We start from the raw sequence: 13,366 nt of genomic DNA, 5'->3' as shown, positions 1-13,366 counted from the left end.
CTGGCACAAGCTGGCCGAACAGGGAGATTGCCATGCCAAAGACATTCTTGAAGTGCGGCCTTGCCGCCTCTGTGCTTGCCATGACGGCGGCCGCGGGCTGGGGGCAGGAGTCGAACGACCCGATCAAGCTGACCCTGCATGACTGGACCGGCCAGCTCATCACCACCAACCTGATGGGAGAGGTGCTGAAACAGGCGGGCTACAACGTCGAATACGTCCAGGCCGACTACCTCGCGCAGTTCGCGGGGCTGGAAAGCGGCGACCTCCACGTCGCGATGGAGATGTGGGAGACGACGGGGCGCGACGCGATGGACGCCTCCACCGCCACCGGCAAGACCGAGGTGTTCGGCCCGACGGGCATGAAGGCCAAGGAGGAATGGTGGTATCCCACCTACATGAAGGAAAAATGCCCCGGTCTGCCCAACTGGGAGGCGCTCAAGGACGAGGCCTGCGCCGAGGCGTTCTCGACCGCCGAAACCGCGCCGAAAGGGCGTTATCTGGGCGGACCCGTGACCTGGGGCGGCTTTGACGATGAACGGGTCGAGGCCCTGGACCTGCCGTTCGAGGTGATCCACGCGGGCACGGATGCCGCGCTTTTCGCCGAGCTTGAGAGCGCCTACCAGCGTCAGGCGCCCATCATGCTCTGGATCTATGCGCCGCATTGGGCGCCCGCGAAATACGAGGGCGAATGGGTCGAATTCCCCGAATACACGGCCGAATGCTACAACGATCCCGCTTGGGGCATGAACCCCGACATGGCCTATGACTGCGGCAAGCCCTTCGGCGAGATCTGGAAGGTCGGCTGGGCCGGGGTGAAGGACAAGTGGCCGGGCGCCTACGAGGCCATCAAGGCCTTCACCATCGACAACGCCGAGATGGGCGCGATGATCACCGAGGTCGATCTGAACGGCCAGACCGTTGAGCAGGTCACCGCCGGCTGGATGGCCGCGAACGAGGGCCGCTGGAAGGCCTGGATCGGCCAGTAACGAACCCGACCGGATGAAACGCCGGACCGCCCGCGGCGCGCGGGCGGCCGGGAAGTTGCGCCCTCAGGACTGCCCATGACCGAAACGCCTGCCAATGATCCATCCGAAGGCGCGAAGCTCGTCTGCCGGAACCTCTGGAAGCTGTTCGGCCCGCGCGCCCGCGAAACGCTTACCGCGCTGGGGGCGGAGGCAACGGCGGGGCGGCTGTCGGCGGCGGGCCTCGTCCCTGCGGTGCGCGATGTTAACCTGCAGGTGCGCGAGGGCGAGATCTTCGTGATCATGGGCCTTTCGGGGTCGGGGAAATCGACGCTCGTCCGGCTCATGTCGCGCCTGGTCGAACCGACGGCGGGCGAGGTCCTGTTCCACGGGCGCGACCTCCTGTCGGCCAGCGAGGCCGAGATGATCGAGATCCGGCGCCACAAGATGGGCATGGTCTTCCAGCACTTCGCGCTTCTGCCGCACCTGAGCGTTCTCGACAACGTAGCCTTCCCGCTCGATGTGCAGGGCGTGGCGCGGGCCGAACGCGAAGACCGAGCGCGCAAGATGATCGCGCTGGTAGGGTTGGCGGGGCGCGAAAACGCCCTGCCACGGCAGTTGTCGGGCGGGCAGCAGCAACGGGTCGGCATCGCCCGGTCTCTGGCCGTGGAGCCCGAGCTGTGGTTCCTGGACGAGCCGTTCTCCGCCCTCGACCCGCTGATCCGGCGCGAGATGCAGGACGAGTTCATCCGCCTGCAATCGGTGCTGAAAAAGACCATCGTCTTCATCACCCATGATTTCGACGAGGCGATCCGCCTGGCCGACCGCATCGCCATCATGAAGGACGGCGCGATCGTCCAGCAGGGCACGCCCGAGGACATCGTCCTCAACCCCGCGACGGACTATGTGCGCGAGTTCACCCGCGCGGTGCCGCGCGCCAAGGTGGTGAAGGTCGAGACCGCCATGCGCCCGGCAAAGGGCGAGCCGCCCGCGGGTATCGTGCCTGCCCGCACCACCGTGGCGGAAGCCGCGCCGATGTTCCTTGACGGCGCATTGGCGCTGCGCGTCACCGGGGCACAGGGGGAAACGCTGGGCCATCTTTACCGCGATGACGTCGTCGCGCTGATGCTGGGGGGCTGAGCCATGGCGACCCGCCCAAGGATCACGCGCCGCTTTCCGGTCTGGACGGGCTGGGTCGTGGCGCTGGTGCTTTTCTGGGCGCTCTGGAGCTATGGTGAGGGGCTTCTTCCCTGGGCCTTCGACTACCCGAAGTCGATGCGCATTCCCGCCGCGCGCTGGATCTCCGCCTTCACCAAATGGCTTCTGAACGAGGCGAGCTTCGGCCTGTTCACCTTTGCCGAGTTCACGCGCTTCATCGCGGCGGTTCTGGACGTGCCCTACCGCTTCGTCCTTAGCCTGCTGTCGAGCGGCTTCCTGAAGGGGGAGGGGTCGCAGGCGGTGCAGATCCTGCCGCCGCTGTCCTGGGTTGCGGTCATCGGCTCGGGCGCGCTTCTGGGCCGGTACGCGGGGGGCGTGCGACTGGCCGCGCTGGTGGCGGGCTGCCTGATCTTCGTTCTGGTCTTCGGCCAGTGGCAAAGCGCGATGGTCACGCTGGCCTCGATCCTGGTGGCGGTCCCGCTGGGCGTCGCGGGCGGGCTGCTGCTGGGCATCCTCGCCTTCCGCCACCCCTGGTTCGAGCGTGCGATCCGCCCGGTGCTGGACCTGATGCAGACAATCCCGGTCTTTGCCTACCTGGTGCCGATCCTGATCCTGTTCGGCTTCGGCCCCACGGCGGCGGTGGTGGCGACGCTGATCTACGCCATGCCGCCGATGACGCGGATCACGGAACTGGCGCTTCGGCGTGTCCCCTCGGAGCTGACCGATCTTGGCCGCATGGTCGGCTGCACGCGCCGCCAGATGCTTTGGCGGGTGATGGTGCCTGCCTCGAAGGACCCGCTGATGGTGGGGGTCAATCAGGTGATCATGCTGAGCCTGAACATGGTCATCATCGCCTCCATGATCGGGGCGGGGGGGCTTGGCTTCGACGTGCTGGCCGCGCTTCGCAGGCTCGACTTCGGCGCGGGGCTTGAGGCGGGGCTGGCCATCGTCGCGCTGGCCGTCGCGCTGGACCGGCTGAGCCAGGCATTCGCTCGGCTCCGGCCCGAACCGGCGCCGGTGGGCGGGATCGTCGCGCGCCATCCCTACCTTCTGTCCGGGCTGGCGCTGATCCTCGTCGCGGGGCTCGCGGGCCTGGCGCTTCCGGCGCTCCAGCGTTGGCCGGCGGCCTATGAACTGTCGACCGGTACCTTCTGGAGCCGGGTCGTGGAATGGATCAACGTCAATTTCTTCGACACGATCGAGGCGGTGAAGAACGCCGTGCTGCTGAACCTCCTGGTGCCGTTCAAGCGGTTCCTGGGCGGGTTGCCCTGGGCGGGCGTGGTCGCCCTTCTGGCCTATGGCGGCTGGCGGCTTGGTGGCTGGCGGCTGGGCCTTCTGGTCGCGGCGCTGGCGGGGCTGATCGCGGCGACCGGCCAGTGGGAAAAGGCCGCGATCACCGTCTATCTTTGCGGGATCTCGACCGTTTTCGCGATGCTGATCGGCCTGCCGGTCGGTATCCTATCCGCCGAGCGCGATGCGATCTGGGCACCCGTGCGGGTCATCATCGACACGCTTCAGACGCTGCCCTCCTTCGTCTACCTCATGCCTGCGGTGATGCTTTTCCGTGTGGGCGACTTCACCGCCATGATCGCGGTCGTGGCCTACGCCCTGGTACCCGCCGTCCGCTACACGGTGCTGGGGCTGAAGAGCGTCGATCCGCGCCTTGTCGAGGCGGGGCGCGCGATGGGCTGCACGCAGGGGCAGATCCTGTGGCGGATCAAGCTGCGGCTGGCGCTGCCCGAGATCCTGCTGGGCCTGAACCAGACCGTGATGTTCGCGCTCTCGATGCTGGTGATCACCGCGCTCGTGGGCACGCGCGACCTGGGGCAGGAGGTCTATATCGCGCTGACCAAGGCCGACCCGGGGCGCGGGCTGGTCGCGGGCCTGGCGGTGGCCTTCATCGCCATCATCACGGACCGGCTGATCTCCGCCTCCGCCCGCGCGGCGCGGGCGCGGCTGGGGCTGGAGGCGGCATGACCGGGCTTGCGGCAGGCGCGCGGGTGTCGGCTGCGGAAGCCTCCGGCGGGGGTATTTGGGGCAATGAAGAAAGGGAGAGGGGATGAGCCTGAGACGCATCCGGGCGCTGCCCTGCTGGCAGGGAGAGGTCCGGGCCGAGCGGTTGTCTGGGGGGCTTTCGAACGAGAGCTGGAAAGTGCGTGATGCGGCGGGCGCGCATGTCGTGCGCTTCGGCAAGGACTTCCCCTTTCACCATGTCAGCCGCGCGTCCGAGGTGATCGCTGCGCGCGCGGCGCACCGGACGGGTTTCGCGCCCGCGGTCGAACATGCCGGGCCGGGCGTCATGGTCTCTGCCTTCCTGGAGGCGCGGACCTGGGAGGAGGTCGACATGCGCGCCAACCCCGACCGCATCGCCCGGCTTTTGCAGGCCTTCCATACCGACATGCCGGCCGAGGTCTCGGGCCCCGGCGCGATTTTCTGGGTTTTCCATGTGATCCGCGACTACGCGCGGACGCTGGCGGACAACGGCAGCCGGTTTGCACCCGAGCTGCCTTGGCTGACCGCAGTCGCGGCCGAGATGGAGGCCGCGCAGGTGCCGCTGCCGATCATCTTCGGCCATCACGACCTTTTGCCCGGCAATTTCCTTGAGGATGCCGGGGGGCGGGTGTGGCTGATCGACTTTGAATATGCGGCCTTCGGGACGGCGATGTTCGATCTCGCAGGCGCGGCCTCCAACGCGGGGATGTCTGATGACGAGGCGCGCGCGCTGCTGGTCGCCTATTTCGGCGCCGCGCCCGATGCCGCGCTGCTGCGCGCCTTCGAGGCGATGCAATGCGCCTCGCTCGCGCGGGAGGCGATGTGGGCGATGGTGTCGGAGATCTTCCTGGCCGCGCCCGGCGCCGACTACGACGCCCACGCGCGCGACTACCTGGGGCGGCTCGGCGCCGCCCTCGACCGCTATCACACCCGACACGGAAAGACCTCATCATGACGTTGCCTACACATGCCCAGATCGTCGTCATTGGCGGCGGAATCATCGGCTGTTCCACCGCTTATCACCTGGCGCGCGATCACAAGGCCGATGTCGTGCTGATCGAGCAGGGCAGGCTGACCTCTGGCTCCACCTGGCACGCGGCGGGGCTTGTGGGGCAGTTGCGCTCCTCCGCCTCGATCACGCGGGTGCTGAAATACTCGGTCGAGCTTTACAAGGGACTGGCCGCGGAAACGGGACTGGAGACCGGCTGGAAGATGAGCGGCTGCCTGCGCCTGGCCACCAATCAGGACCGCTGGACTGAATACAAGCGGCTGGCCACGACCGCGGGAAGCTTCGGGATGGAGATGCATCTGATCTCGCCCGCGGAGGTCAAGCGCATGTGGCCGCTGATGGAGACTGCGGACCTTGTCGGGGCAAGCTGGTTGCCGACGGACGGGCAGGCCAGCCCCTCGGACATCACGCAGTCGCTGGCCAAGGGGGCCCGCATGCACGGGGCGAAGATCTTCGAAGGGGTCGGGGTGACGGGCTTTGGAATGAAGGGCAACCGCATCACCTCGGTCAAGACTACGCAAGGCGAGATCGCTTGCGAAAAGGTCGTGAACTGCGCCGGGCAGTGGGCGCGGCAGGTGGGGGCGATGGCCGGGATCAACGTGCCCCTTCAGGCCGTCCGCCATCAGTATATCGTGACCGAGAAGATCGACGGGCTGGCGGCGGACGCGGCCACCATCCGTGACCCCGACCGGCGGACCTATTTCAAGGAAGAGGTCGGCGGGCTGGTCATGGGCGGGTATGAACCGAACCCCCAGCCTCTGCCCACGGGCGATATCCCCAACGACTGGCAGTTCCACCTGTTCGAGGACGACTACGACCATTTCGAGCAGCACCTGGTGCAGGCGATCGAGCGGGTCCCGGCGCTGGCCGAGGTCGGCGTCAAGCAGATGATCAACGGCCCCGAAAGCTTCACGCCGGACGGAAATTTCATCCTGGGCCCGGCGCAGGAATGCGCGAACATGTACGTCGGCGCGGGCTTCAACGCCTTTGGCATCGCCTCGGGCGGCGGTGCGGGCTGGGTGTTGGCGGACTGGGTGGTGAACGAGGAGGCGCCGCTTGACCTCTGGGTTGTGGACATCCGCCGCTTTTCCCAGATGCACCGCGACCAGCAATGGGTGTCGGACCGTACCTGCGAAGCCTATGGCAAGCACTACACCATCGGTTTCCCGCACGAGGAATACACATCCGGCCGCCCGCGCATCACCTCGCCTCTCTATGACCGGCTCAAGAGCCATCGCGCGGTCTTCGGATCGAAGCTGGGGTGGGAGCGGCCGAACTGGTTCGCGCCCGAGGGGGTGGAGGCGCGCGACATCTACGCCATGGGGCGCCAGAACTGGTTCCCCCATGTGGGCGAGGAACATCGCCACGTCCGCGAGGCGGTGGGGCTGTTCGACCAGTCGTCCTTCGCGAAATACGAGGTGACGGGGCGGGACGCCGCGCGGGCGCTGGACTACGTCTGCGCGAATGACGTGACGAAGGCGCCCGGGCGGCTGACCTACACGCAGCTTCTGAACACCCGCGGCGGGATCGAGGCCGACCTGACCGTCGCGCGGCTGGCCGAGGACCGGTTCTACATCGTCACCGGCACGGGGTTCCGTACCCATGACCTGGCCTGGATCGCCGAACACCTGCCCGAAGGCGACGTCGCCATCCGCGATATCACCGAGGACTGGGGGACGCTGTCGCTGATGGGGCCGCGCGCGCGGGAGGTTCTGGCGCGGGTCACGGATGCCGATGTCTCGGATGTCGCCTTCCCCTTCGGCCATGTCCGCGAGATCTCCATCGCGGGCGCGACGGTCCGGGCGCTGCGGATCACCTATGTGGGCGAGCTGGGATGGGAGTTGCATGTGCCGCTCGCCGTCACGGGGGCGGTCTTCGACGCGCTGATGGCGGCGGGCGCGGATCACGCCATCCGCCCCGTGGGCTACCGGGCGATCGAGTCCCTGCGGCTCGAAAAGGGCTATCGCGCCTGGTCCTCGGACATCACGCCCAATGACACGCCCTTCGAGGCGGGGCTGGGCTGGGCGGTCAAGATGCGCCGCAACGCCGACTTCATCGGGCGCGCCGCGCTTGAGGCGGTGGCGGGTCAGCCCCTGAAGAAGCGGCTCGCGGGTTTCACGCTGGACGATCCGGCGGCCGTTCTGGTCGGGCGGGAGACGATCCTGCGCGACGGGCAGGCGGTCGGATACCTGACCTCGGGCGGTTATGGCTACACGCTTGGCCGGTCCATCGGCTACGGCTATGTGCGCAACGCCGAGGGGGTCAGCGACGACTACCTGACATCTGGCAGCTATGAGCTCGTGGTCGCGAACGAACGCTTCCCGGCACGCATCGCGCTTCAGCCCCTTTACGACCCGGAAAATCTGAAGGTGAAGGCATGAAGGCGGACCGTCACGCAAGGATCGTCATCATCGGCGCGGGCGCCATCGGCTGCGCCATCGCCTATCACCTGGCGCGCGCGGGCGAACGCGATGTCCTGGTGCTGGAAAAGGCGCAGGTGACGCATGGGTCCACCTGGCACGCGGCAGGGCTTGTGGGGCAGTTGCGCGGCAAGCGGTCGCTGACGCGGCTCATGCAGAACTCTGTCGCGGTCTTTGACCGGCTGGCAGACGAATCCGGCATGGCGACCGACTGGAAGAAGGTCGGTTCCCTCCGTCTTGCGGCCTCTGACGCGCGGTGGAGCGAGATCCGTCGCTCGATCCAACTGGCAAAAAGCTTCGGTTTCGAGGCGCATCTGGTCTCCCCCGAGGAGGCGCGGGGGATGTTCCCGCATATCGACCCGAAGGGCGTCGTGGGTGCGGCCTGGATTCCGAGTGACGGCTATATCGACCCCTACGCCGTGACGATGGCTTTCGCCGCGAGCGCCCGCAGGGGTGGCGTCCGGATTGAGGAGGGTGTGACCGTCACCGATATCGTCGTCGAGGGGCGGCGCGCGATGGGCGTGGTGACCGACCATGGGACGATCTCCGCCGATATCGTGGTGAACGCGGCGGGCTACTGGGCGCGGCGCGTGGGCGCGATGGCGGGGGTCCCGGTGGCGGCGGGCGTGGTCGAACATCAGTACTTCGTGACCGAAAAAGGTCTCGACGTGCCGGACAACCTGACCACCCTGCGCGACCCCGACCACAACTTCTACCTCAAGCCGGATGTCGGCGGGTCCTGGGCCATCGGCGGCTGGGAGGATGGCACGCGCGCGCTGTGGAACCAGTGGGCACCCTTCGACTTCGGGAGGGAGCTTTTCCCGGCCAACATGGACCGGCTGGAGCTTTTCGCCCTTCCCGCGGCAGAGCGGCTCCCGGTCCTCAACGACACCGGTATCAAGACCGTGATCAACGGCCCGATCCCCGTTTCGGCCGATGGCGAGCCGATCATGGGTCTTGCGCCAGAATTGGATAATTTCTACCTCGCCTGCGGATTTACCGCAGGGATCGCCGCCTCGGGCGGGGCGGGGGAGGCGATGGCGAACTGGATCCTGCATGGCGACCCGGGGCTGGACCTCTGGTCCTTCGATGCGCGCCGCTTCGGGGCGCCGCACGCGCGGGCCGCCTGGCTCGCCGCGCGCGCGGTGGAGGCCTACGGGGCCTATTACAAGGTGCACTGGCCGGGCGAAGAACATCATGCTGGGCGGGGTCTTAGGCGATCACCTTTATTCGAACCGCTGAAAGCGGCGGGCGCGGTGTTCGGGGCGCGGTTCGGATGGGAACGGGCGAATTGGTTCAGCGCATCCGACCCATCCGCCACCGACACCCCCAGCTTCGAGGGCAAGCCCGGCTGGCACACTGCCGTGGCCGCCGAGGTGCGGGCGATCCGCGAGGGTGTGGCTCTGATCGACCAAACCTCATTTTCAAAATTCGAACTTTTGGGTCCCGGCGCACAGACGGCACTGAACCGCATCGCCGCCGCCGATATCTCGGGCCCACCCGGCCGCGCGATCTACACCCAGCTTCTGAATGGGCGCGGCGGGATCGAGGCCGACCTGACGATCCTGCACCGGGGAACGGAGGATTTCCTGATCGTCACGGGCTCGGGATTCGGGGTGCGTGACGCGAACTGGATCACCCGGCAGTTGCCGGACTGTCTGGCCCTGCGCGACGTGACCAACGCCCATGCGGTCCTGAATATCTGCGGACCGAAGGCACGCGAAGTGCTGTCCTCGGTGGCCGATGCGGACCTGTCGAGCACGGCCTTTCCGTTCCTCTCCGCGCAGGAGATCGTGGTGGGGCAGGCCCCGGCGCTGGCTGTCCGGGTGGGCTATGTCGGCGAGCTTGGGTGGGAGCTTTACATCCCGACCGAATACGCAGGCCATGTCTACGACACGTTGAAGGCGGCGGGCGCGGCCCATGGCATCCGCGACGCGGGCTACCGCGCCATCGAAAGCTGCCGGTTGGAGAAGGGCTATCTTTACTGGTCCGCCGACATCACGCCCGAGACTACGCCGCTGGAAGCAGGCCTGGGCTTTGCCGTTGCGCTCGACAAGGGGGAGTTCACCGGGCGGGCCGCGCTGCTGGCGGCCGGGGCGCCCCGGCGCAAGCTCGTCACCCTGACGGTGGAGGGGTTCGCCCCCTTCCTTTCTGGCGAAACCGTCCTGCACGGCGGACGCCCCGTCGCCTCGCTGACCAGCGCGGGCTATGGGCACCACCTGGGCAAGACCATCGGTTTCGCCTACCTGCCCGCCGAATTGGCGGGCGAGCAGGGCCTCACCATCGAAGCCTTCGGCACCTCCTATGCCGCCACTCGCGGCCCACGGTGCCTTTACGACGCGAAGATGGAAAGGCTGAAGGCATGAGCGATCTGGATCTGGCGCGCGACGCCATCGCGGGCATTGCCGCGCTTCGGGGGGCGGGGGAACCGCAGCGGCTTGGCGGGCTTACGAACCTTGTCTTTCGCGCGGGGGATTTCTGCCTGCGCATTCCCGGCAAGGGCACCGAGGAATACATCGACCGCGCCAACGAGGCCGTCGCCGCACGGGAAGCCGCGCGCGCCGGTGTCAGCCCCGAGGTCATCCATGTGGACGAGGCGACGGGCGTGATGGTGACGCGCTTCATCGACGGGGCCGTCACGATGAGCCCCGAACATTTCCGAACCCGGCCGGGCGCGCCGGGCCGGGCCGGGCAGGCGTTCCGCAAGCTGCACGAGTCGGGCGCGGTCTTCCCCTTCCGGTTCGAGCTTTTCGCGATGATCGACGACTACCTTGGCATCCTCGCGACCAAGGACGTGGCCCTGCCCGAAGGCTATCACGACGTTGTGCGTGAGGCCGAGGCGGTGCGCGCCGCGCTTTCGGCCCATCCGCTGCCGCTGGCGCCCTGCCACTGCGACCCGTTGTGCGAAAATTTCCTCGATACCGGGGGGCGGATGTGGATCGTCGATTGGGAATATTCCGGCATGAATGATCCGATGTGGGATCTGGGCGATCTCTCGGTCGAGGGGGGCTTCGACGCGGATCAGGATGAAGAGATGCTGCGCGCCTATTTCGAGGGGGCGCCGGGGGCGGGCGACCGGGGAAGGATGGTCATCTACAAGGCGATGTGCGACCTGCTCTGGACGCTCTGGGGGCTGATCCAGCTTGCCAACGGCAATCCGGCGGACGATTTCCGCGCCTATGCCGACGGCCGCTTCGCCCGCTGCAAGGCGTTGATGGCGACGCCGGAGTTTGCCCGCCACCTTGCGGCGGTCAGGGCCGGTTGAGGGGCCTTGTGTCCTTGGTGCCACGGGCCACGGCCCGCACCAACTCCGGCAGGCGCCCCACCGGGCGCCGGGTGCCGCCACCGCCTTGGCCGTCCTCGGCCATGCCCATGATCGTGATGGCGAACTGCACGCCGGCAAAGACGATGCCGTTCGACACGAAAAGCATCAGGACGCCGATCCAGCCGCCGTTCACGGCGGTGGCCAGATGGCGCAGCCCGGCCACATCGAGCCAGAGCAGCAGCGCCGTGAAGACGGCGGAGAGCGCGAAGCCGATCAGGACGTTGACGATGTAAAGGCGGACGAGTGCGGGCATGGCGACCTCCTGTCGCGGCCCATTCTACGCGATCGCGCGCGATCTGCCAGCGGCGCGTCGCCGCAGATCAGAACGCCTCGGGCTTGGCCTCGCGCGCCATATGGTCGAGAACCGCGTTGACGAACTTCGGCTCCTTGCCCTCGGGAAAGAAGGCGCGGGCGACGTCCACATATTCGGTGATGACGACCTTGGGCGGCGTCGCGGGCAGGACAAGCTCGGCCCCCGCCGCGCGGAAGAGGGCCCGCAAGACCGGATCGATACGGTCGATGGGCCATTTCGCTACCAGGGCGCGGTCGGTCATCTGGTCGATCTTCGCCTGAAGGCTTACCGCTTCCTCAAGGATCGCGCGAAAGAGCCCGGGATCGCCCTCGGCCATCTCGTCACCTTCGTAGACGGCGCCGAAGCGATGCGTCTCGAATTCCCGCGCGACGCGGTCAAGGGCCTGGCCGGAGGCCTCCATCTGGAACAGCGCCTGCACCGCATAAAGCCGTGCGGCAGAGCGCCGTTGGCGCTTTTCATCAGTGGAGAGCTTTCGCGGCGTGTCGGCGGTCATGCGCGGGTGGGTCCTTCGTTGGTGTCGGCGATCCGGAACTCCTCGCCCGCAGGCTTGAAGCCGATCCCCTTGGTCTGGCGCGCCCATTTGCGGGAAAGCGCGACCAGATGCAAGGCCGCCGCCGCGGCGCCGCCGCCCTTGTTTTGCCCTGCCGGGTCGGCGCGCACGACCGCCTGGTCGCGGTTTTCCACCGTCAGGATGCCGTTGCCCACGCAGGCACCCGAAAGGCCCAGCATCGTCAGCCCGCGCGAACTATCGTTGCAGACCGTGTCGTAATGGGTGGTTTCGCCCCGGATCACGCAGCCAAGCGCCACGAAGCCGTCGTAATCGGCCATGCGGAAGGCCATGCCGATGGCCGCCGGCACCTCGAGCGCGCCCGGAACCTCGATCAACTCGACGCTGGCACCCGCCTCTGCCGCAACCGCCCTTGCCCCGGCGACGAGGTTGTCGGCGATGTCCTTGTAGTAAGGCGCCACCACGATCAGGAGCTTCACCGGCTTGTCGAAGCGCGGCAGGTCCAGGATATGGTGGGTTTCGCTTGCGGCCATGTCTCAGTTCCCGGCGATCGGATGGGTGCCGACGATGTGCAGGTCGTAGGCGTCAAGACCCAGGTAGCGGGTCATGGGGGAATCCGTCAGCAGGATCAGCTGCTTGATCCCCATGTTCGAAAGGATCTGCGCCCCCAGCCCGGTTTGCTTGATGGTGCGCGGGCCCTCGTCCTCGGTGACGACCAGCTTGGCGCGCGGATCGCGGAACAGGCAAACCGCGCCGCGGCCCTTTTCGGCGATGATGCGCATCGCGCGGGCCAGCTCGCCCTCGGGCGTCGGGCCCAGAGCAAGCACGTCCTCAAGTACGCTCAGCGAGTGGGTGCGGACCAGCACGGGTTCGGGGCTGGTGATGTCGCCCTTGGTCAGGACGACGTGTTCCGTGCCCTCGGTCTGGTCAGTGAAGATCCGCATGGTCCATTCGCCGCCATAGGCCGAGTGCACGGTGCTCCGGTCGGTTTCGCGCACCAGGTTGTCGTGGCGGCGGCGATAGGCGATCAGGTCGGAAATCGTCCCGATCTTCAGCGAATGCTTGGCCGCGAACTTCACCAGGTCCGGCAGCCGCGCCATGGTGCCGTCGTCATTCATGATCTCGCAGATCACGCCCGCGGGCATCAGGCCCGCCAGCCGCGCGACGTCGGTCGCGGCCTCGGTATGGCCGGCGCGGACCAGAACGCCCCCGTCGCGGGCGCGCAGCGGAAAAATGTGGCCCGGCGTCGCGAGGTCCGCCGGTCCCTTCGAAGGGTCGATCGCGACGGCGATGGTCCGCGCTCGGTCATGGGCGGAGATGCCGGTTTCGATCCCTTCGCGCGCCTCGATCGATACGGTGAAGGCGGTTTCGTTACGAGAGGAGTTCTTCATCGACATCGGCTGCAGACCCAACGCGTCGATCCGTGCGGCGCTCAGCGTCAGGCAGATCAGGCCGCGCCCGTGGGTGGCCATGAAGTTGACCGCCTGTGGCGTCGCCATCTGCGCGGGAATCACGAGGTCGCCCTCGTTTTCCCGGTCCTCGTGATCGACGAGGATGAACATGCGGCCCGCACGGGCCTCTGCGATGATCTCTTCGGTGGGAGAGATGGCGGATTTGAGATCGTCGGTCATCGTCTTCGCCCGTTTCGGAAATGTTGCAGATGGCGATAGCGGAAGCCG

The 13,366-nt window shown here is 67.3% G+C and carries 11 protein-coding genes; 7 read left to right on the top strand and 4 right to left on the bottom strand.

All coding sequences use genetic code 11. The annotated features are described in order from the left end of the window. The first annotated feature begins 32 nt into the window (after window positions 1–32). The 7 genes from OE647_RS06930 (at window position 33) to OE647_RS06900 (ending at window position 10,806) form a co-directional block, all read left to right on the top strand. Window positions 33–986, top strand: coding sequence for an ABC transporter substrate-binding protein (locus tag OE647_RS06930; RefSeq protein ID WP_263720992.1), 954 nt, complete (start codon window positions 33–35; stop codon window positions 984–986). Window positions 987–1,061: 75 nt separating this feature from the next. Beyond that, window positions 1,062–2,102 (top strand): quaternary amine ABC transporter ATP-binding protein, encoded by a 1,041-nt coding sequence (locus OE647_RS06925; RefSeq protein ID WP_263720991.1) that lies wholly within the window; start codon window positions 1,062–1,064, stop codon window positions 2,100–2,102. A gap of 3 nt (window positions 2,103–2,105) precedes the next feature. Continuing rightward, window positions 2,106–4,097, top strand: a complete 1,992-nt coding sequence (locus OE647_RS06920; protein WP_263720990.1) for an ABC transporter permease — start codon at window positions 2,106–2,108, stop codon at window positions 4,095–4,097. Window positions 4,098–4,179: 82 nt separating this feature from the next. Further along, window positions 4,180–5,067 (top strand): choline/ethanolamine kinase family protein, encoded by an 888-nt coding sequence (locus tag OE647_RS06915; protein ID WP_263720989.1) that lies wholly within the window; start codon window positions 4,180–4,182, stop codon window positions 5,065–5,067. Further along, a complete protein-coding gene (locus OE647_RS06910; RefSeq protein WP_263720988.1) occupies window positions 5,064–7,502 on the top strand; it encodes a GcvT family protein in 2,439 nt (812 codons plus the stop codon). The genes OE647_RS06915 and OE647_RS06910 overlap by 4 nt, the downstream gene beginning before the upstream one ends. Further along, complete coding sequence (locus OE647_RS06905) at window positions 7,499–9,907, top strand: GcvT family protein (RefSeq protein ID WP_263720987.1); 2,409 nt, start codon at window positions 7,499–7,501, stop codon at window positions 9,905–9,907. Before OE647_RS06910 ends, OE647_RS06905 begins: the two co-directional genes overlap by 4 nt. After that, window positions 9,904–10,806: a phosphotransferase family protein gene (locus OE647_RS06900; RefSeq protein WP_263720986.1), complete on the top strand. Its 903-nt coding sequence runs from the start codon at window positions 9,904–9,906 to the stop codon at window positions 10,804–10,806. The genes OE647_RS06905 and OE647_RS06900 overlap by 4 nt, the downstream gene beginning before the upstream one ends. On the opposite strand, the gene OE647_RS06895 is transcribed toward OE647_RS06900, so the two are convergent. The 4 genes from OE647_RS06895 to ribB form a co-directional block, all read right to left on the bottom strand. Beyond that, complete coding sequence (locus tag OE647_RS06895; protein WP_263720985.1) at window positions 10,793–11,119, bottom strand: hypothetical protein; 327 nt, start codon at window positions 11,117–11,119, stop codon at window positions 10,793–10,795. The genes OE647_RS06900 and OE647_RS06895 overlap by 14 nt on opposite strands. A gap of 67 nt (window positions 11,120–11,186) precedes the next feature. Beyond that, on the bottom strand, window positions 11,187–11,672 hold the full coding sequence (gene nusB, locus OE647_RS06890; protein WP_263720984.1) for a transcription antitermination factor NusB: 486 nt from the start codon (window positions 11,670–11,672) through the stop codon (window positions 11,187–11,189). Further along, complete coding sequence (locus OE647_RS06885) at window positions 11,669–12,220, bottom strand: 6,7-dimethyl-8-ribityllumazine synthase (protein ID WP_263720983.1); 552 nt, start codon at window positions 12,218–12,220, stop codon at window positions 11,669–11,671. Before OE647_RS06885 ends, nusB begins: the two co-directional genes overlap by 4 nt. Before the next feature lie 3 nt (window positions 12,221–12,223). Then, the gene (gene ribB / locus OE647_RS06880; RefSeq protein WP_263720982.1) at window positions 12,224–13,318 is read right to left on the bottom strand and encodes a 3,4-dihydroxy-2-butanone-4-phosphate synthase; all 1,095 of its coding nucleotides are present in this window, start codon (window positions 13,316–13,318) and stop codon (window positions 12,224–12,226) included. Window positions 13,319–13,366 lie beyond the last annotated feature (48 nt).

It is taken from the genome of Albidovulum sediminicola (genome assembly GCF_025751575.1).
GTDB lineage: Bacteria > Pseudomonadota > Alphaproteobacteria > Rhodobacterales > Rhodobacteraceae > Albidovulum > Albidovulum sediminicola.
The sequence above is the reverse complement of the archived record's forward strand: the minus strand, read 5'-3'. Positions and strand labels throughout refer to the sequence as shown.

What these genes read in the sequence shown, in the direction of transcription:
- OE647_RS06895 (WP_263720985.1), bottom strand. Translation starts at nt 11,119, where the DNA reads ATGCCCGCACTCGTCCGCCTTTACATCGTCAACGTCCTGATCGGCTTC.
- ribB (WP_263720982.1), bottom strand. Translation starts at nt 13,318, where the DNA reads ATGACCGACGATCTCAAATCCGCCATCTCTCCCACCGAAGAGATCATC.
- nusB (WP_263720984.1), bottom strand. Translation starts at nt 11,672, where the DNA reads ATGACCGCCGACACGCCGCGAAAGCTCTCCACTGATGAAAAGCGCCAA.
- OE647_RS06915 (WP_263720989.1), top strand. Translation starts at nt 4,180, where the DNA reads ATGAGCCTGAGACGCATCCGGGCGCTGCCCTGCTGGCAGGGAGAGGTC.
- OE647_RS06920 (WP_263720990.1), top strand. Translation starts at nt 2,106, where the DNA reads ATGGCGACCCGCCCAAGGATCACGCGCCGCTTTCCGGTCTGGACGGGC.
- OE647_RS06900 (WP_263720986.1), top strand. Translation starts at nt 9,904, where the DNA reads ATGAGCGATCTGGATCTGGCGCGCGACGCCATCGCGGGCATTGCCGCG.
- OE647_RS06885 (WP_263720983.1), bottom strand. Translation starts at nt 12,220, where the DNA reads ATGGCCGCAAGCGAAACCCACCATATCCTGGACCTGCCGCGCTTCGAC.
- OE647_RS06925 (WP_263720991.1), top strand. Translation starts at nt 1,062, where the DNA reads ATGACCGAAACGCCTGCCAATGATCCATCCGAAGGCGCGAAGCTCGTC.
- OE647_RS06910 (WP_263720988.1), top strand. Translation starts at nt 5,064, where the DNA reads ATGACGTTGCCTACACATGCCCAGATCGTCGTCATTGGCGGCGGAATC.
- OE647_RS06930 (WP_263720992.1), top strand. Translation starts at nt 33, where the DNA reads ATGCCAAAGACATTCTTGAAGTGCGGCCTTGCCGCCTCTGTGCTTGCC.
- OE647_RS06905 (WP_263720987.1), top strand. Translation starts at nt 7,499, where the DNA reads ATGAAGGCGGACCGTCACGCAAGGATCGTCATCATCGGCGCGGGCGCC.